Raw genomic sequence first — 19,714 nt, 5'->3', positions numbered from 1 at the left:
GAAAATTAACTCAGCTCAATAATATCAATGGTTGGTGGTACTCTAAACCGAAAAGGTACACCCACCATACCGGTACCGACACTGACAAATACATCGGCATTTTCATGCTGATACAAGCCTCGTTTATGACCGAGGATAGAAACTTTTTTCATCACATAACTGGTCAACCACGGCAATTCAACTTGCCCACCATGAGTATGCCCTGACAGCATCAACGGACGTGTAGGCAACTGTGGCACCATATCTACCGTATCAGGGTTATGTGACAAAATTAACCACGGCTTGTCTTGAGGTAAATCGGGCATATAACGCATATCCACCTTGCCAGCCCATAAATCCCCGACACCGATTAAGCGAAAATCATCAAATTCAACAATTTTACCTTCAATATCCATCACGTTATTGGCCTCTAAGGCACTGGCCAATAAGGCTTGAATCGGTGGTCCTGGATACTGCTCATCATGATTACCATTTACTGAATAAACCGGAGCTTCGATCTGTTTTAAAATCGCCAGTTCTTCAACCAATTTATTTTCAGGTTCATAGGTCCAATCCCCTGCAACCACGACAAAATCGGGTTGAGCCAAATTAATTTTTTTGACAATTGTTTTAAGCTGACGCTCATGTCCAGAAAACAGACCAATGTGTAAATCAGCAAGCAACGCAACTTTAATCGGTTGAGTGAAGGTTTTCTCCTGCCCCAACGAATATTGTATATGCTGAACATGAACTCGATGTGGTTCAATAAAGCGTGCATAAATCAGCAATGCACTAAGCAAGAAAATAAAAATACTTTCATGTAATGAGAATTTTCCGATATAACCTGCATAAATGCTAAAAAATAACAACGGAATTAATAAATAAGACAGGTAGAATGCCAGTAAATGGACGAAAGACTTAAAAGGATGGATCGTTTCAGTTCTAGATTGACTTAACCATGCTTGGCTTATTCCCCATATCGCAAGCACAATGAAGCAGAGATAAAAAATTGATGTAACAGTTAGGGTTGGAAACATATTCAATCTCGCAAGTCGCGTGTACTTGTCATCTCTTTATTTATCTTTTGAAAAGGCTACATTGGCATTTCATAAATGGATTGCATTTCGGCAAACATCGACGAATTGTCAATATATCCTCAGGCAATTATACTCTAGCTCTGAGAAATCTTAGAAAATATTATGCAAAGAACGATCAATCGTAATACCCAATTACAGCAAAAAGCTCACAATCACCATGCTTCAAAATATTGGGTGATGATCGGTTCTTGCCTATTACTCAGCCTTTCTGCCTGCTCAACCCTACCTCGACAAGAAAATATTAAACCCGAATATGCCTACGATATAGACACCAAAGACACCCCTTTGGCGCAAATTATTTCTCCATTAAAAGCGCAAAACCCTGAGTTAACCGGTTATCACGTTCTTTATGATCCGCTGGAAGCAATCGCAGCACGCATCAATTTAATTGAAAAAGCACAAAAAACTTTAGATTTGCAATATTACATTTGGGACAATGACAAAATTGGCTCATTGGCTTTATACAAAATTATTGAAGCCGCAGATCGCGGTGTTAAAGTTCGTTTACTGATTGATGATAATAATGCCAAACAAATGGAAGGGGTTTATCTCGCCTTAGATCAACACCCAAACATTGAAGTAAAACTATTTAACCCTTACCGTTTTAGAAGTATTCGCCCCATAGACATGGTGCTGGATTTAAAACGTATCAATCGTCGCATGCATAACAAGACCTTTACTGCTGACAATCAAATTTCATTAATTGGCGGACGTAATATGAGTAATCAATATTATAACGTCAGTGACAATTACCAATTTTCAGATGTAGATGTCATGCTGGTGGGGCAAGCGGTAGATGATATTACCCACTCCTTTGACGAATACTGGAATCATAGCTACGCTTATCCAGTGAGAAATATTGTCAATCACAGTACCTACACCTTACGTTATGACAGCCTAAAAGAACAATTAACCCATCATTACCAAGAAATTACGGTTCAAAATTATTTGAATTTAAGTAATCGCACCCATGCTTTTGATCAGTGGCTCAATCAGAATATTCAACTGGATTGGGTCAAAGCAGAGGTGGTCAAAGATGCTCCTGATAAAATTCAGGCCAAAGCAAAAAAAGAACAGCATCTTAACTTCCAAATGGTGAAGCGCTTAGATATCCCGACTCAAAATGTCGATCTGATTTCTGCTTATTTTGTTCCGCAAAAAAAAGGGGCAAAGAAACTGGTTGAGTTGGCAGATGAGGGCGTTAAAGTACGTGTCCTGACCAATTCATTTAAAGCCAATGATGTCGCGTTGGTGCATGCATTTTATGCAAAATATCGAGATAATTTATTAAAAAATGGTGTCGAGCTTTATGAGTTTCTGCCTGCCGTTTCTGAAGAGAATCTCTACGCCAATTCAGAAGAAATCTCAAAGAAAGCCAAAGTTAGCTTAAAAGGCTTAAGCCGTTCTAGCTTGCATGCCAAACTGATGGCTGTAGATAATAAACAAGTGTTTATTGGCTCATTTAATTTCGACCCACGTTCAGCCAACTTAAATACTGAGATTGGGGTCATTATCAATAGCCCACCGTTGGCGATTGCCGTACATAAAACTATGGACGATAATTTAAAAAAATATGCTTATAAGCTGGTTTTAGATTCACAGAATAAAATCAATTGGCTCAAAGAAACGCCTCAAGGCATTGTCACTTTAAGAAAAGAGCCAAAAATGAAGTGGTGGCAAAAAGCAGGAATTAAGGTGATTTCTTGGTTGCCGATTGAGGGCTTTATGTAATCCTGAATAGTTTCACATATATGGTATAAGCACTGAATAAGCAAAGTAAGACCATTCATGAAAATTTGCATAATACATGGTGTTTTCACTGCCTTATATTTTGAGAAAAGTTTAGATCGATTTGCGTAGGCGATGCTCTACTTTTCTCGGGCAATGCCAAAACTTGCGCTGCAAACAAAGCCGTGCTTTGTTTTTGCTCATGTTGGTCAAAGGGGATATCCTTATCGCCCTTGACCAACGGCGGCATCCATGCCGCCAAACGCGATAGCGATGTCAGGTAAAATCGGCTGATGGAAAAAGCAAAAACCATTTTATTTATGTCAAGTTAATAATATTGATCGGTATAATATCTAAAAAACGTTGAGCATGAGTGAGGCAATATCGTTGAGAAAAAATAATGCCTTCACTGTATTTTTGAATCTGGAATCAGGCGTCCTAACTTTTTCTTTTTCGAACAATCCTCGTTATGACTATGCTCCAGTGACAAATATTCTGCCTGCTGATTAAAGATCATGATCATCTATTCTGATAAAGAATAAAGACGTTTTATAAACCTACACACTCTCGCAGACAGCTTCCCTTGGCCTATTCAAAACAGTCAGAGACATCATTTTGAATAGATCGTTAATCTGTTAGGACTTCTTTCTGTAGATCTTCCAAACCTTTTTGCATCATCACTTGCACTTGTTGCGTCAGACTTTCAACCGTATGCCCTTCTGTTGCAATCGCAGGAAAAGTTTTGAGATGCGCCACAACCTTTGGCATTTCCAGCACAGCTTGGACATGTTCGACAAATGTGGTTTCACCAATAAAAGGCACTACGGTATCTAATTGCCCATGTTGATTTACATAGCAAATCACACATACTTGTACAGGTTTCTTGGCTTCGATTGCTGCGCCTAAGATCCGACCATGTACTTTTTTGACTTTTGAACCATCTGTGGTCGTTGCTTCAGGGAAAAACAACACTGGAATATCTTTACTTAAGAACTCAGCGATTTGCTCTCGAATACGCACCGAATCCCCTGAACCACGTTTAATAAATAAGGTTCCACCACCTTTAGCCAAATTGCCAAAAACTGGCCATTTTTCAATTTCAGCTTTCGCTAAAAAGAATACCCGTGCCCCTGAACCTAAAACAGCAATATCCAACCATGAAATATGATTACTCACCCACAATGCTGGTTCACGCGGAATATCGCCATGTACACGCACGTCGACATTAAATACTTCACTTAAACGGCGACAAAAATACTGCACATAACGGGTATTTTTAGGATTATTCGGATCTTTATAGAGTTGATGGCGGTAAACCAGATAAAAGCCTTCTGCAACAGCAGATGTTCCTGATACCAGTTTTTTACTGTACAAAAAGACTTTAGATAAAGCACTTAATTTCGATGATTTTGACTTTTTGATTGCTTGTTGTTGAGTCATAGATATTCACTAAACAAAATGTATGTCATATTAAACTGACACTATTGTATACATATCTAAATCAACTTGCATTCATCATAAAGACAACAACATTGATTTACTGTGCGAAATGAATAGCCAAATCAGCTCAACCCTAAATTGTAGCAAAATTTGCGCTCCATCAAGCAGCTATACATTTTTACTAAATTTTAACTCCCCCGTTAAAACAACAGGAAAACCCAAATTAAGATTTCACCATAAATTCATATATTTATAATTTTATTGCAATACTTTGCATACGGCTTAGGATTTCACACGGAATATCCTTTAGAATGATTTTTCTAATCTAATGTCTGAGTTTTACAATCTGTGGAATACTTTGATCAAAATCAAGGTGGTGAAAAAACCATTTTAGTCAGTGTGAATGTTCAAATCTTAGAAGATCTTGATGCAGAAGAATTTCGATTACTGGCTAAATCTGCGGGCGCGGATATATTAGAGCATTTAAGCGTACAACGGATTAAACCCGATCCTAAGTTCTTTATTGGTTCAGGTAAAGCAGAAGAAATTGCTGAACAAGTTGAGGCAGATGAAGTGGAGTTGGTTATTTTCGACCAAGCACTGTCACCCGCTCAGGAACGTAATTTAGAACGTATTTTAAAATGTCGTGTGATTGACCGTACGGGTTTGATTCTTGATATTTTTGCGCAACGTGCCCGTACCCATGAAGGTAAGCTGCAAGTTGAATTGGCTCAGTTAGATCACCTTTCATCACGTTTAGTCCGCAGTCGTAGTAATCTAGACAGTCAGAAAGGCGGTATTGGTCTACGTGGACCCGGTGAAACCTTACTTGAAACAGATCGACGTCTATTACGCATCCGTATGGAACAGCTCAAAGATCGTCTGGAAAAAGTCCGAAAAACACGAATTCAAGGTCGTGCTGCTCGCCAAAAAGCCAATATCCCAACCGTGTCTTTGGTCGGTTATACCAACGCAGGCAAATCAACACTTTTTAATATTTTAGCAAATAGTGATGTTTATGCAGCGGATCAATTATTTGCCACACTCGACCCAACCTTACGCCGTTTAGATTGGGATGGTATTGGCACGCTTGTTCTTGCAGACACTGTTGGTTTTGTGCGCAATCTCGCTCATTCTTTAGTCGAATCCTTTAAGGCAACTTTGGAAGAAACTTTAGAAGCCTCTTTACTATTACATATCATCGATTCGAGTAGTCCAGATGTCATGGAACAGATTGATGCTGTAGAAACGGTGTTAAATGAAATTGGCGCAGATGTTCCGATATTAAGAGTTTATAACAAGATCGATCAAAGCGGCGAAGAAGCCAAAATCGTTTATGCCAAACCGCACCAACCTGAACGTGTTTATGTTTCAGCCCATACACAACAAGGTTTAGACTTGTTACGTAAAGCGGTCCATGAATGTTTGATGGGGCAAATTCAACGTTTTGAACTGCAATTAAAACCCGCTTATGGCAAGTTAAAAAATCAACTTTACGATCTTAACGTCATCGAATCTGAGCATTATGATGATGAAGGCAACTTACAATTGGTGGTTGCCATGGCACCACAAAAACTGGAACAGCTCATCAATCAGGCACATTTACCGCTCGTTGAAATCCTTGGAAATAAGGCAGAACAATTTAAAAGGCCGTTAGAAGAGTTTGAAATAAAGCGCTAAATCGGTTAAAACGTGAAAGATCAATTTTTATAAATAAACACACATGGATCAGTTAAAAGGTATCGATTGGCAAGCATGGATCTTCACAATAGGACTTATCATCTTCTTTCGTGAAGCTTCTGTGTTGGTGATGTCACAATTTAATCATCCTGAATTGGGCAATTTAACAGGTCTACTCAGCTTACTGTTTGTGTTGGTTTTATGGCGTAGATTCAAAAAAATCCCTGCCCGTCTGGTCGATACCAATAATAAATTAATGAGAGAAAGTGGCTTTGCTTTCTTACCGATATGCGCGGGTTCATTAATCATGCTGGTCAGTATGGGAAAAGAGATCCCATTATTTCTGGTTGTGATGTTTGTCAGCACACTGATTCCACTCTGGATTTATGCAAAAATGGCGAAGAAGTGGCTATAGGAGGCTGATATGTTAAGTGTACTCACTGGGTTTTTAATCACGCTAATTGCCTATTTGGCAGCGAAACCAATTAATAAACGCTTTCCTCAAATTCCGCTTCTGGTCATTGGCATGTTTTTTGTAATTGGAATTTTAATGATCTTTAAAATTCCTTATGAAAAATACAATACCGATATGAATGGTCTATTTAGCCACCTACTCGGTTATGTCACTGTGGCCTTGGCTATTCCATTAGCGGCAATGCGTTATGATGATTTACCACTGAAATCTGTTGTGGGGATCTTGGTGTTTGCCAGTATCAGTGCTGTCGCATTACCCATGAGCTTGGCTTATTTACTGCATATGTCGGAACCGACCATTATGGCCTTTGCTACACGTGCTGTGACTACCCCAATTGCAATCAATATTGCAACTTTATTGCACTCACCAGTCACATTGGTGATTTTGATCGTCATTTTATCGGGCGTGATTGGGGCCGCATTTTCATCGATTATTTTACGCAATATTAATGATGAACGCGCGTCTGGCTTGGCTTTAGGACTGGCTGCACATGCCATCGGAACGGCCCAAGCTTGGCAACGTGGCGCGGTTGCAGGTCGTTATGCAGCCTTTGGAATGGCAGTAAATGCGGTGTTTACAGCCATCTGGCTGCCAACCTTTATACTTTTTATAAAATAAATGTGATTTAGTTTACTTTTCACATGATTGCCTAGAGTAATTATTCAGCTTAAGATGAACTATTCTTTCCCCCATTTTGATAAGGAATCAATAAATGAGGTTTAATAAGTTCATCTTAGGGACATTATTTTCTGTTTTAAGCTGTAGCAGTATGGCAAAAGATATCACCGGTATTTGGAAAAATATCGATGATAAAACTGGCTCATCTAAAGCTGTGCTTGAAATACGCAAAGAAGCCAATGGCACATATACTGGTAAAATCATCAAAATTACCCCACGTCCTGGTTATACTCCAAAAGAAACCTGTATAGACTGTCCAGCGCCTTATACCAATAAACCGATTTTAGGTATGGATGTTCTTAAAAATCTCAAACAAACCAGTGAAGAAGATTATGTCGGTGGAAAAATTATTGACCCACTTACAGGTAAAATTTACTCCATGAAAGCCAAACTCAACTCAAACGGTAATCGCTTAATGTTAAGAGGTTATGTAGGGGTATCTGCACTTGGTCGTAGTCAAACTTGGATTCGTGAATAAGGTCTTATTCACGAATCACAACATTTAAACTTAAAAGAAAATAGGTATGCTTATGAAAAAAGGAATTTTCAGTTGTATGCTACTGGGAATGATCAGCTGGACACATGCAGCTGACATCACTGGCACATGGCGCACTGTTGATGATAAAACAGGTTATGTTCGCGCACATATTCAAATCGAGAAACTAAAAGATGATACTTATATCGGGAAAATCATTAAAGATTTTCCTGCACCCGGTGAAACGGCTTTAACACAATGCCGCAATTGCCCCGCCCCCTTTACCAATAAACCGATTATTGGCTTAACCATTTTACAAAAGTTAAAAGCTGATCCAAATAACCCAAACAACTATATTGGTGGTGAAGTTCTGGATCCTCGTGGAGGAAAAATTTATCACGGTAAAGCCCGCTTAAATGCAAGTGGAAACCGCCTGACCTTACGTGGCTATCTTGGTATTTCGCTGATTGGTCGAAGTCAAACATGGATTCGACAAGAATAATTTGCTTTTCAGTTGATAGACAAACCCACCATTTAAAAGATTAAAATCATTGAAAATGGCACATTAACACTATGCTTGAATCTCGTGAAATTATCCAAAATAAAAGCCACATCTTGTGGCTTTATTCATATCAAAAAACAGGATTATCGACACTAAAAAGTTTTTGATCCTCTAGTCGATAAGCCAGCAGTTGATGCCCCCAGACACAGCCACCATCGACATTTTGGATTTGCGCATTGATACGCTCACCTTGCAACGCTGCCCAATGTCCAAAAACGATTTGATGAGTTTTTGCTGTCTGTGATTCAAATTTAAACCATGGCTGAAAACCGACTGGCATCGGCTCATCTAAAGCATCTTTAAAGCTAAACTCTAAACGACCTTGTGCATCTGTCAGCCGCATACGGGTTAGATAATTGGTAATACAGCGTAAGCGAGCATGACCTTGTAAATCATCACCCCATAAATCTGGTTCAGTGCCATACATCTCTTTTAGAAATGAATCAAGCACAGCAAAGTCATCATGCGCTAAGACTGCTTGCACTTCTTTGGCCAACGCTACGGTCTTTTCCGCATCCCAAATATTCGGGATACCCGCATGGGTCAAAATCGTCTTTTCATTGGGAAATAAACACAAAGGCTGTTTACGCAACCAATCAACCAATTCATCACTTTCTAAAGCATGAATGACATCATCAATATGGTCTTTTTCTTTGAGCTTTTTGATCCCACGTGCAACCGCCAGCAAATTTAAATCATGATTGCCAAGGACTGTCGCAGCATTGCCTTGTTCGCATAATTTTTTGATAAAGCGTAATGCACCCACTGAGTTTTCACCACGGGCGATTAAATCGCCCGCAAACCAAATAAAATCTTGATCAGCATCGAACTGGATTTCTTTGAGTAGTGCTTTCAGTGCTTCAAAACACCCTTGTACATCGCCAATCACATAATTATATCTGACTTTTTCCAGTGCCATTTAAGCCACCATTTGGTCAGATAATGCAACAAACTGAGCCAATGTTAAGGTTTCTGGACGTGCCATTGGATCTACACCAGCATTTTCAAAACCGTCTTCTACCAACATGCCTTTTAAGCTATTACGTAGCGTTTTTCGGCGTTGTGTAAACACATGCGATACCAAACGAGCCAAGGCTTTTTCACTTTTAGCAACAATTGGTTTAATCGCATAAGGCTCTAAACGAAATACCGCAGATGTTACTTTTGGTGGTGGATTGAATGATCCCGGTGGTACTTCAAACAAGAAAGTAGGTTTACAAAAGTATTGAATCATCACCGACAAACGCCCATATTCTTTGGTATTTGGAGACGCGGTAATACGATCAACCACTTCTTTTTGCAACATAAAATGCATGTCTTTGACTTTGTCACCAAATTCCAAAAGATGGAAAAGCAAAGGCGTTGAAATATTATAAGGTAGGTTTCCAACCACACGTAAAGGACGGCCTTCCTGAAATAATTCAGTAAAATCATATTTTAACGCATCAGTTTCAATGATGGTTAGCCGTTCAGGATGTGGTACTCGACCCGGCAAGCCTGCTGCCAAGTCACGATCCAGTTCTAGCACAGTCAAAGCGTCACATTCACCATTTAAAGGTGAAGTTAAAGCGGCTAAACCCGGTCCAATTTCAACAATATTTTCCCCTGATCGTGGGGCAACAGAACGAACAATTTTGGCAATCACACGTTGGTCATGTAAGAAGTTTTGTCCAAAACGCTTACGCGTATGATGCCCTTCATCTTTAGGGTTTAGGGCATTAATTTGATACATAAAATTCTCCACATTGATTGATGACCACTATTGCGTATTCGACTCTAACTTGCTTAGGCCATTAAAGATTTCATCAGATTTAGTCACATTTTCACTCGCTGCTTTATATGCTAAAGCGAGATTCTCTGGTTTTCTAAGAAGATTCATAACCTCAGACTCTGAGATTTTCTTAACATCTTCTTGAATTGACTCTAAGCCCTCACGCATCTCTGCATCTTTAACACGATCTATACCCAGTTCAGTATTTCCTTTAAGTTGTGCTTCAAGGTAGATATTCAATACCTCAAGATCAGCCAGAAAATCTTCCATATTGATTGCTGAATCTTCATCACCTCTGGATATTTTTTGCATTGAACGTAATACACGCTCACCCAAAAAAACTTGATTTTTTGCAATGATAGCTTGAGTTGAAGGATAATTTAAGCGGACCATTCGATCTACCACTAAATTATATTCAGCTTGAATACCAGGTATAATTTCTTGAACAAAAATACTGAAGTCTTGTAAAGCCATTAGTTTATCTCGATGCTTTACCAGAAGATCAATATTAGCATTGATTGCTTCTCCGTCTTTAAGCATTTTATCCATGCCACTATGATTCGCATATTTTTTATGCACTATTGCCAATGCTTGATTAAATTTTTCTTGGCTGTTCTTTAAATTATCTACAGTGAGTGAACCAGCATATTGCACAACATCTTGTGACTGTCTTGGAATTTGCAGTGACAAAACCCTTAAATCACAAACACTGTGATCCATTGCAAGGTTCGAGCAAGCAGATAGCATAGCGGCGATCAATACAGCCGCTATGCTATTTTTTATGCAACGCTTCATGGATTGTGGTTTTATATGGTTGTTCTTATGCTTAATGATTGACATTACTAACTTTCCATCGATGTAAAATTTAAAAATTATTATTCAATAAAGTTAATTCGAGCGAGCGAGATCAAGCGCTAAATCGACAGCGACATGCAAACTTGAACTTTTTGCAAGGCCTGTACCTGCAAGGGAGAGCGCAGTACCATGATCAACTGAGGTACGAATAAAAGGTAACCCTAAAGTAATATTGATGGCTTCACCAAATCCCTGCGATTTTAACACAGGTAAACCTTGATCGTGATACATCGCCAAAACAGCATCAGTATCTTTTAAATGATCCACAGTAAATAAGGTATCAGCAGGCATACTTAAACTCATGTCTATGCCTTGGACTCGATAACTTTCAAGCACTGGATTGATCGTATCAATTTCTTCATGACCTAAGTAGCCACCCTCTCCAGCATGCGGGTTTAAACCACACACTAAAATACGCGGATGATTAATTTTAAATTTTGTTTTTAAATCATGAATAAGAATATCAATTACCTGATGGAGACGCTGTTTGGTAATGGCATCTGCAACATCCCGCAATGGTAAATGCGTGGTCACTAAAGCGACTCTTAAGGTTTTTGTTGCAAGCATCATGACCACACGTTCCACGCCTGCAAACTCTTGGTAATATTCCGTATGACCGCTGAAGTGGATCCCTGCGTCATTGATAATTGACTTTTGTACTGGCGCTGTAGCAACACCAACACTGAGGCCTTGCATGGCATAGTATGCAGTACGGCGTAATTGTTCGATCACATATGCAGAGTTTTGCGAGTTTAACGTCCCTAAAGCAACATCCACGGCTAAAGGAACATGTTCCACATAGAGCTGACCTTGAGCCAAACACTCCGTCTGCCCTTGATACTCAATAAGCTGAACGCTTTTGTTTAAAATTTTGGCACGATCCCTCAACATATTGATATCAGCCAATACAACAACTGGGCGATCATCAATACGATCTGCCAAATCTAAACAAATATCTGGGCCAATGCCAGCAGGCTCACCACTGGTTATATATAAAGGAAGCATCTAGAACTCTTTTAACAGACCTTGCAGAGACAGTATACATCGGTTCTAAATTATCATTTCCAATTCAAGTTCATTTTTATATCGAATATAACGGAAACATGTAAAAAATTAACCAAAACAATTTCTCGAGAGAACTATACGACTCAATTGTAAACATTTTTTCTATTTCAGTTTTAGAGAGCTGAAATTTATAATGAAAAAAATATATATAAAAATACATCACTTATGCTGTAAATCAGCAATAAAATTAGCTCTATTACAGCTTAAGCTTAAAGTCTAAAAGAAATATCCTTTGCAAAACTATACCGCCCTACATATTTCCTTCCATCATTGTAATCTAAGTCAAAAAGTTATCTATTCGACGACTATTCTTTTAGCAATTCATTCTATAAAAATTAACGGATTGAATATCACATCGTAAACAGAATGCTTAGAGCTTACTTTTAGACGCTGGCCGAGTTTCTGGTTGAGCTTGCTCTTGATCAACTTTAGTGAAATCAAACATCGATTCAACGTCTTTCCCACACTTGGCTGGGGCAATATGTTGATCAAAGATTATTCTAACCCGTTAATCAGGTTCAACTTTTCCATAAACTGTATATTCGCCACTTCGGCTTTTATCGTCATCATCCTTCCATTGCACAACCGCATCGACTTCTTCACCAATAGGGATGTGTTGCGTTTGAATGAGTAATCCAATCGCTTGGCAAGGATATGCGGATTGAATTTCTTCACTAAAATCGACAGTCATCCATTTCGCATCCAAGATCGTATCTAATTCTCCTCGCTGTTGTTTTCTTGCTGCTTTTTCTTCCTTGGTTTTTCCTAATCGTTTTATTTTTTCATTTTCCCATGTTTTTTCATTTTTTAGTATGTTCTTTGGATTCATTTGATTGAACTGGGCTTGCTGATCCTGCAAATCCGCTTGAGCAAAACTCAGGTTTAAGTTACCTATACCCAATAGCAGTAGAACGAATTTTATTGAATTTATTATTTTCATTTTTGCCTGACTTATTTTCTGTATATCACCTTAATTATTCATGAATCCCGTCACAATTCCAATATAAATCAGAAAACCTTACAACATTTTATCCAAACTAAGCTTTGCTTTTGGGTACGTTTATCCATATAATGATGCGCTTGAAATTCAATATTTCAATTGCGACTCTAACTCTTTTCAGATAGAATTCGCACTCCTTTTTGTTTGGACAGATTCCATAGTCCAAACCAACTATAATAGGTAGTGGTTTAATGAAAACTCTCAGCGCTAAGCCAGCTGAAGTTCAACACGACTGGTATGTTGTTGATGCTTCTGGCAAAACTTTAGGTCGCCTTGCGACTGAAATCGCTCGTCGTTTACGCGGTAAACACAAAACTTCTTATACGCCTCACGTTGACACTGGTGACTACATCGTTGTGATCAATGCTGAACAAGTACAAGTGACTGGTAAAAAATCACTTGATAAGAAATACTATCGCCACACTGGTTTCCCTGGTGGTATTCGTGAAACTAATTTCGAAAAATTAGTTGCTCATAAACCAGAAGAAATCTTCGAACGTGCTGTAAAAGGCATGTTGCCAAAAGGTCCTCTTGGTTACGCGATGATCAAGAAAATGAAAGTGTACGCTGGTACTGAGCATCCTCATACTGCTCAACAGCCACAAGTTTTGGACATCTAAGGGATACAGCACATGGCTACTAACTATGGTACAGGTCGCCGTAAGACCGCAACTGCACGTGTTTTCCTATCAGCTGGTACTGGTAAACTCGTAATCAACAACCGCACTCTTGAACAGTATTTCGGTCGTGAAACTGCTCGTATGGTTGTTCGTCAACCACTTGAGCTTTTAGAAGTTACTGAAAAATTTGACCTTTACATCACTGTTGCTGGTGGTGGTATCGGTGGTCAAGCAGGCGCTATCCGTCACGGTATTACTCGTGCATTGATCGCTTCTGACGAGACTTTAAAACCTGCTCTTCGTCAAGCTGGTTTCGTTACTCGTGATGCTCGTGAAGTTGAACGTAAGAAACTTGGTTTACGTAAAGCTCGTAAACGTCCTCAATTCTCTAAACGTTAATTCGTTTACCGAATCGGACAAAAAACCTCGGCATTTGCCGAGGTTTTTTATGGATTAACTATTTGAAGTTACTTTGTTTTATCTCGTTTAGAACAGTCCATGACAGCGTCAGTAATCCCATCGGCAGCTTTTGATTCTGTAATCGTACAGCCATTTTCCTGATAAGTTCGAGTTTCCTTAGAAAACTTATGATCTTTCGGAAGCGGTGCATTACATGGCTTATCAGTCTTTACATTGACCATTTTCACAGGTCCATCATTATAGATCGTCACCTTACAACCTTTTACGACATATTCTTGTTTGATCCCACCATACATTTCATCTTCAGAAGCAGCAGACGCAACATCACAGGCCTCATCTGCACTACATAAGGCCCCTGCTCCAGCCACTTCCGCTCCAGCGGCTTCAATTGCTTCAGCAGCAGCCTCTTGTACTTGAGCATCTACAGATTGCTTCTTTGCATATGTATTTGAAATACTCATCATCAACAGCAATGCCAAAGCTAATTTACTGTGCTTATTTATTAAATTCATAGGTTTATCCTTGTTTTCTATCTACTTGATAGCAATACCCACCATAAGCTTATTAAAGTTAAGATGATTTTATTGTCTATTTTTAGTATTCTACTCTATTCACTTCACTTAGTTTTTGGAATATGCCTGTCGAAAATGCACCTCAACAAGGGATTACGTTGTATAGCCACGAGGATGACTTTCGTTCACATTGGATTAGATTTCTTCTTGCAGAAAAACAAATTAAACACACCTTAATCATTGTCGAAGAAGATGATGAAGATTTAGCCAGTTTAAATCCATATAATCAACTACCTATGCTGATTGAAAATGATTTAAAGCTGTTTAATACCAGTATTATTTCTGAATACTTAGATGACCGTTATCGACAAAATAAACTCTATGCGGATGCCCCAGCACCACGCGCAGAGCAAAGACAGTATATTTGGCGCTTTGAACAAGATTGGCTTAAACTTGCAGACATTATGCTACGCCACCCAGACACACTTAATGAAGCTGCAAAAAAGAATGCACAAGAACAATTAAAAGATACTTTGGTATCCCTTACCCCACTTTTTCAACATTATCCTTATTTTATGTCTGAAAACTTTACAATTTTAGATTGCATGTTAGCGCCAATTTTCATACGGTTAAAACATATGGGAATTGAATTACCGAAACAGCAATCTCGTCCAATTTTATTATATTGCCAACGGATTTTTAGCCGCCCTGCTTTTTTAAAGTCGATGACTTTTAAAGAGAAAAACAGATATAGTGAATTTTTGGCAAAATTCTAGATCGCAAATCAATAGAGTATTTTTTAATGTCTGAACAAGAATTGAACTTAACCCCAACTCGACCATACCTTGCACGCGCAATATATGAATGGATTTGCGACAACAATTTAACGCCATACTTACTTGTTGACGCAACCAAACCCTATACCGATGTACCACAACAATTTGTACAAGATGGGCAAATTGTATTGAACATCGCACCACATTCTGTGCATATGTTAAATATGACCAATGAAGCAATTACCTTCTCTGCTCGTTTTAGTGGTGCATCTAAAGATATCTATGTGCCTATAAATGCAGTATTAGGCTTGTATGCACGCGAAAATGGACAAGGATTATTCTTTGATCCTGATGAATATGCCAATGTGCAAATAGATGAAGATGTTTTAGAATCAAATACTAGTGAAGAAGTAGAAACTAAAACTGAGGCACCAAAGAAAAAACCAAGTTTAAGAATTTTAGAATAGAACAAGGAGAACTGAATGGCTTTTGATCTCGTACAATACTTTGCTGAGCAGATAAAGATTCAAAAGCCTCAGCTATTATCTCAATTAGAGCCTGCTCAACGTATAGCACATATTGAAGAACTCAATGCTTTAACGTTGGGTAAACTCATTACGCTATGGCGTAAAGATGATGATGCGTTGTATCAAGAAATTCTTTCGCAAGATCAGTTGTACAGCCAAGAAATTTCTCGACACCTCACCACCTCTACTCAGAATAAATCCAGTTTAGATAAATCTATACTTGAACCAGCAACAACGGAAATTCTTGAACTACAGCTTGCTGAATTAAAGCAGCTTGAAACAGCAGGAAGTTTAGGTAAGCGAGGTCTTCGAGAATTGGTGATCGGGCAAATTGAGCACCTCTCAGGTCAGGCGAAAGATTGGGTTTGGTCAACAAACGAACTAACCGAACTGATTGGCTCTCAACCTGTGCCTGAAGAAGAGATATCATTAGATGAAACGATGAAGGAGTTTAATCAAATGGTCAATGTTCAAAAAGCAGATCTTCATACAGATCACCAAGAAGTCGTAGTAACCGAAACGGCAAATCCTACTTGGGCTAAAATTGCAGAACCTGTGGTGGCACTTGTGGTTTTGTATATTCTTTTTGAAGCAGCGACGAAGCTTTTTGCTTAATTTAGTCTGATAATCAAAAATTATAAAAAGCGATCGAAATGATCGCTTTTTTTCATGTAAAAAATACTTAAGTAATTTTAATCATTTCACGTGATTAAAATCACAGTAATAATATTATAAATGATAAAATATGCACAATCATAATAAACATTCAAATTACTATTAAGTTAAGCTTTTATTGATAAAAATAACTAAGCAATTTATTTAACTTTAAGATAGATTTTTTATAATAACTAATGTTAATTTAAAGCCATGAAACTCTCTAAACGTTAAGAAAAATTAACAGTTTACACAGGAGGATAATAATGCAAGAAATATACTGATTAAATGCCAAGCAATTAAACATTAAAAAAATGATTTTACTGGAAAAAGAACAAATCTAGCGTTAACTTAAACTAACTACGACCGTTAAAAAACAGTTTACACTTTAATTTTTTAATATTAGATAAGTGATATTATGAACAATCAATGTATCAATATCGCAATTTCAGGCTTAGGTTTAACCACCTCTGACGATCTTAAAATAAGACTTAGAAAAATTTTACCAACCAACATTGGTATAAATTGGACAAGTGTTTCAGATCAAAATATAAATTGTATTTTGATCAATGAGCAGTTTTTTGAAAATAATAATATCCAGAATATTATCCAAAATAAAAATATTCCTTATTTAAAAATTTCAAAACATAGTGAACATAAAGAAAGTGCTGAAGATAATTTACTCTGCATCCCGATTTATGACGAATTTACACTGAAAAACTGGGTCAATATCAAATTACTGCATAAGACTGAAACAGAACAATCTGAACTTAGCCAAACTCCAGATGATGAAGCTGATGATCAACTTGAAATCAAAGAAATTGATTTTTTTGCAGCGCTTTTCCATCACGACAGCCGCAAAGTTATATTAAATGATCATCTCGGTACGATTGCGATTATCGACCATCATGCGCATCTGGCATGGCTAGAAGCTACCCGTGAAGAATACCAAACAGATCGCTCGATACACTACACCGCGGCAGTCACTGCGGACTTTATAAAAGTCTCTCGTAAACGACAATTCAATTTAGAAAATTGGTTATTTAACCTGATTTGGAAAAATCCCAATTTAATTACCGTACCTGCAGCTGATAAATATTATCGCCTCAAATTTTGGGTTCAACCCAATGAGCTGGATAAGAAATTACTGTTACAACTAAGTGCATGTTTTATTTCTGGGGCTGAGATTCAACACGTCTCAGACAAACTCAACATCCCAGTCACAACCGTGCAGCACTTTGTTGCTGCGAATTTAGCCATCCATAACGCTGAACTGATTTCAGCAAAAGAAAGCCTATTTGATAAAACATCAAGTGATACTGAGCAAACGGAAGAAAAAGGAGTTTTAAAAAGCTTTTTTAACAAATTAAAAAGTCGATTTAAATTTTAAGGGATAAATACACGATGATTATTCAGAAGTATAAAATTGTTTTTGCAGGTTCAATGGGGGCAGGTAAAACTGAAGCGATTAAATCATTATCAGAAGTACCTGTATTAGCAACTGAAGCATTTAACACCGATGATCGTAGCCATAAAAAACTAAACACAACCGTGGGAATCGATTATGGCGAAGTAACCCTTGATGATGGCAGTAAAGTTGGGCTGTATGGCACACCAGGACAAGGTCGCTTTGACTTTATGTGGGGCGTGATATGCAAAGGCGCGATTGGTACGATTTTGTTGATTGATCATAGCTTAGCAACACCCTTAGATGAACTTGAATATTACCTCAATATTTTTAAACAGTATGGTGAAAACATTGTGATTGGAGTCACCCATATCGATGATGATATGAATAAGCCAACGCACCAATACCGTCAATGGTTGATGGAACGCGATCTAAATTTACCTGTGTTTTTTATTGATGCACGCAAGAAAGCCGATGTGTTATTGCTCTTAGAAACCTTAATCACCACATTAGAAGTAAAATATTTATAGACTATTGATATGTATCCGCTTACTGTAAACGTATTCGGATACTGAAAAGTCACTATATTTAAACCAATTAATTATTCATATAAGTGATATCTATCAAGTCATTGATCATAAATTAAGCTTATGTTTTATATGAACTTTTAGGGAATTTTGGTTATCAATTGATTTTTTGTACTTTGAATCCTAGATGGTTATCCTACCGCGGGGCGACATGGATGTCGCCGTTGGGTGGGGGTATAGGACGTACCCCTCGCCCAACTAAAGATTTTTGTCACTTTTCATCTCTGAAAAGTGAGGCATCGCCTACGCAAAGGGATTTAAACGTTGAATTTAAGGTGTGGCATTGCAAGCTTTTTTATAATTAAACAATTGATTTTTTTACATATAATTGATTTAATTAAAAATATTAATTAATAAAAATTATATTCTTGTGTATGCGTTTTTTGACAGGTTAACTATATTTAAAGCCTTTATTTAAGCAATGGAGAAATAAAACCGAATCCACTTGATAGCATAAAGGAATAAAATCTTTAGCCTTATTACTGTTTGTAAGGCTACTGTTTATAAGATTGCATGAATTGTTGTTTGTGACTTCCCTTGTGCTTTAGACTGATACATCAATAGATCTGCCTGATGCGTTGCATCATCAACATCGTCAGGTAATTCATTGTAAATACCAATCCCCATACTAAAATCGATACCGAATTTTTGCTTTAAGCCACTAAATAAAAAACTATTTCTAAGTCGTTTTGCGTAGTCCTCGATTCCTTTTAAATCAGTATCTTGTAAGATCACTACAAATTCATCACCGCCCATACGAGCAACCACATCAGAATGGCGTGTCGCAGCTTGCAATACATGAGCGAACTCGACTAAAACATCATCACCTTTGCTATGTCCATAGGTATCATTTACCGCTTTAAAGCCATCTAAATCTATAATAGCGACAGCTAAGGTATGTTCTTTTTTGCAATAACGCTTTTTTAGAGCCTGATACTCTAAATTAAAGGCACGAGTATTATTCAGCGATGTCAGAGAATCTTTCATTGCCATTAAGGTCATTTCATTTAAATTATTTTTTATTCTCAACAATAAAAAAGCCACAACACTAAAGAAGCCAAGCCTTACACAAGCATTCCAGAAAGGGATAATCGAATTTGTATACTGGTGCCCTGCACTATAGTCAGCATATAACCAAGTAATCCCCGATAAAATAACCGCAATCATCGCGATATGCTTGTTGTCATACCATGCAGCGATAGAAACAGGAATCAGATAAAACACTGCAAATGAGTATTCATAGCCAGTCGCCAGATCAATTGCACCTAAAATGATGATGATAAAAAGCAAACTAATACGACGTACAACCATCGAACTCATCAACAGATAGGTCTCCAATTGTTTAATCATTTAGACATCATTCCTTGACCAATAGCAGTAAGTTTTTGAAACAGCTTGAATATAA

At 37.8% G+C, this 19,714-nt stretch carries 21 protein-coding genes and 1 pseudogene; 13 read left to right on the top strand and 9 right to left on the bottom strand.

Going from position 1 to position 19,714, the window contains the following annotated elements:
* Nucleotides 1–5: 5 nt before the first annotated feature.
* Complete coding sequence (locus FHR28_RS17705; RefSeq protein WP_166783190.1) at nt 6–1,016, bottom strand: metallophosphoesterase; 1,011 nt, start codon at nt 1,014–1,016, stop codon at nt 6–8.
* A 162-nt stretch (nt 1,017–1,178) separates the two neighbouring features.
* Here FHR28_RS17705 and FHR28_RS17700 point away from each other — a divergent pair, with 162 nt between their 5' ends.
* Nucleotides 1,179–2,807, top strand: coding sequence for a phospholipase D family protein (locus FHR28_RS17700; protein WP_004722927.1), 1,629 nt, complete (start codon nt 1,179–1,181; stop codon nt 2,805–2,807).
* A 624-nt stretch (nt 2,808–3,431) separates the two neighbouring features.
* Here FHR28_RS17700 and FHR28_RS17695 read toward each other — a convergent pair.
* The gene (locus tag FHR28_RS17695) at nt 3,432–4,244 is read right to left on the bottom strand and encodes a lysophospholipid acyltransferase family protein (protein WP_056514743.1); all 813 of its coding nucleotides are present in this window, start codon (nt 4,242–4,244) and stop codon (nt 3,432–3,434) included.
* A 348-nt stretch (nt 4,245–4,592) separates the two neighbouring features.
* Here FHR28_RS17695 and hflX point away from each other — a divergent pair, with 348 nt between their 5' ends.
* The 5 genes from hflX to FHR28_RS17670 all read left to right on the top strand — a co-directional run bounded on the left by hflX (nt 4,593) and on the right by FHR28_RS17670 (nt 8,054).
* Nucleotides 4,593–5,924 carry a ribosome rescue GTPase HflX gene (gene hflX / locus FHR28_RS17690; RefSeq protein WP_004722930.1) on the top strand — a complete coding sequence of 444 codons (1,332 nt, stop codon included), beginning with the start codon at nt 4,593–4,595 and terminating at the stop codon, nt 5,922–5,924.
* A 43-nt stretch (nt 5,925–5,967) separates the two neighbouring features.
* Complete coding sequence (locus FHR28_RS17685) at nt 5,968–6,339, top strand: hypothetical protein (RefSeq protein WP_034610058.1); 372 nt, start codon at nt 5,968–5,970, stop codon at nt 6,337–6,339.
* Nucleotides 6,340–6,348: 9 nt separating this feature from the next.
* Complete coding sequence (locus FHR28_RS17680; protein ID WP_004722933.1) at nt 6,349–7,017, top strand: LrgB family protein; 669 nt, start codon at nt 6,349–6,351, stop codon at nt 7,015–7,017.
* A gap of 94 nt (nt 7,018–7,111) precedes the next feature.
* A complete protein-coding gene (locus FHR28_RS17675) occupies nt 7,112–7,555 on the top strand; it encodes a DUF2147 domain-containing protein (protein WP_004722935.1) in 444 nt (147 codons plus the stop codon).
* Nucleotides 7,556–7,607: 52 nt separating this feature from the next.
* Nucleotides 7,608–8,054: a DUF2147 domain-containing protein gene (locus tag FHR28_RS17670; RefSeq protein ID WP_154130747.1), complete on the top strand. Its 447-nt coding sequence runs from the start codon at nt 7,608–7,610 to the stop codon at nt 8,052–8,054.
* 130 nt (nt 8,055–8,184) lie between these two features.
* On the opposite strand, the gene FHR28_RS17665 is transcribed toward FHR28_RS17670, so the two are convergent.
* The 5 genes from FHR28_RS17665 to FHR28_RS17645 all read right to left on the bottom strand — a co-directional run bounded on the left by FHR28_RS17665 (nt 8,185) and on the right by FHR28_RS17645 (nt 12,745).
* Nucleotides 8,185–9,033 (bottom strand): symmetrical bis(5'-nucleosyl)-tetraphosphatase, encoded by an 849-nt coding sequence (locus tag FHR28_RS17665; protein WP_166783189.1) that lies wholly within the window; start codon nt 9,031–9,033, stop codon nt 8,185–8,187.
* On the bottom strand, nt 9,034–9,846 hold the full coding sequence (gene rsmA / locus FHR28_RS17660; RefSeq protein ID WP_166783188.1) for a 16S rRNA (adenine(1518)-N(6)/adenine(1519)-N(6))-dimethyltransferase RsmA: 813 nt from the start codon (nt 9,844–9,846) through the stop codon (nt 9,034–9,036).
* Between the two features lie 27 nt (nt 9,847–9,873).
* Nucleotides 9,874–10,725: a pilus assembly protein PilJ gene (locus FHR28_RS17655; protein ID WP_166783187.1), complete on the bottom strand. Its 852-nt coding sequence runs from the start codon at nt 10,723–10,725 to the stop codon at nt 9,874–9,876.
* A 48-nt stretch (nt 10,726–10,773) separates the two neighbouring features.
* Entirely contained in the window at nt 10,774–11,745 is a 972-nt protein-coding gene (gene pdxA, locus FHR28_RS17650) for a 4-hydroxythreonine-4-phosphate dehydrogenase PdxA (RefSeq protein ID WP_166783186.1), read from the bottom strand.
* 568 nt (nt 11,746–12,313) lie between these two features.
* Nucleotides 12,314–12,745, bottom strand: a complete 432-nt coding sequence (locus FHR28_RS17645) for a hypothetical protein (protein ID WP_228722100.1) — start codon at nt 12,743–12,745, stop codon at nt 12,314–12,316.
* Between the two features lie 251 nt (nt 12,746–12,996).
* Here FHR28_RS17645 and rplM point away from each other — a divergent pair, with 251 nt between their 5' ends.
* Both rplM and rpsI read left to right on the top strand, forming a co-directional pair.
* Complete coding sequence (gene rplM / locus FHR28_RS17640) at nt 12,997–13,425, top strand: 50S ribosomal protein L13 (RefSeq protein WP_004722943.1); 429 nt, start codon at nt 12,997–12,999, stop codon at nt 13,423–13,425.
* 12 nt (nt 13,426–13,437) lie between these two features.
* A complete protein-coding gene (rpsI, locus tag FHR28_RS17635) occupies nt 13,438–13,824 on the top strand; it encodes a 30S ribosomal protein S9 (protein WP_004647927.1) in 387 nt (128 codons plus the stop codon).
* 176 nt (nt 13,825–14,000) lie between these two features.
* On the opposite strand, the pseudogene FHR28_RS17630 reads toward rpsI, so the two are convergent.
* Nucleotides 14,001–14,309: pseudogene (locus FHR28_RS17630) on the bottom strand (hypothetical protein); the annotation flags it as partial.
* A gap of 170 nt (nt 14,310–14,479) precedes the next feature.
* Between FHR28_RS17630 and FHR28_RS17625 the strand changes: the two are divergent.
* From FHR28_RS17625 to FHR28_RS17605, 5 genes are all read left to right on the top strand, one after another.
* A complete protein-coding gene (locus FHR28_RS17625; RefSeq protein WP_166783185.1) occupies nt 14,480–15,133 on the top strand; it encodes a glutathione S-transferase N-terminal domain-containing protein in 654 nt (217 codons plus the stop codon).
* Between the two features lie 26 nt (nt 15,134–15,159).
* Nucleotides 15,160–15,600 (top strand): ClpXP protease specificity-enhancing factor, encoded by a 441-nt coding sequence (locus tag FHR28_RS17620; protein WP_004722950.1) that lies wholly within the window; start codon nt 15,160–15,162, stop codon nt 15,598–15,600.
* Nucleotides 15,601–15,615: 15 nt separating this feature from the next.
* Nucleotides 15,616–16,275 (top strand): hypothetical protein, encoded by a 660-nt coding sequence (locus FHR28_RS17615; RefSeq protein ID WP_056514768.1) that lies wholly within the window; start codon nt 15,616–15,618, stop codon nt 16,273–16,275.
* Between the two features lie 457 nt (nt 16,276–16,732).
* Entirely contained in the window at nt 16,733–17,704 is a 972-nt protein-coding gene (locus tag FHR28_RS17610) for a hypothetical protein (RefSeq protein WP_166783184.1), read from the top strand.
* Between the two features lie 14 nt (nt 17,705–17,718).
* Nucleotides 17,719–18,252 (top strand): GTP-binding protein, encoded by a 534-nt coding sequence (locus tag FHR28_RS17605; RefSeq protein ID WP_105713274.1) that lies wholly within the window; start codon nt 17,719–17,721, stop codon nt 18,250–18,252.
* A 558-nt stretch (nt 18,253–18,810) separates the two neighbouring features.
* Here the strand turns inward: FHR28_RS17605 and FHR28_RS17600 are convergent.
* Complete coding sequence (locus FHR28_RS17600; RefSeq protein WP_105713275.1) at nt 18,811–19,659, bottom strand: GGDEF domain-containing protein; 849 nt, start codon at nt 19,657–19,659, stop codon at nt 18,811–18,813.
* Between the last annotated feature and the right edge of the window lie 55 nt (nt 19,660–19,714).

It is taken from the genome of Acinetobacter sp. BIGb0196, assembly GCF_011759595.1.
GTDB classification, from domain to species: Bacteria; Pseudomonadota; Gammaproteobacteria; order Pseudomonadales; family Moraxellaceae; genus Acinetobacter; species Acinetobacter guillouiae.
The sequence above is the reverse complement of the archived record's forward strand: the minus strand, read 5'-3'. Positions and strand labels throughout refer to the sequence as shown.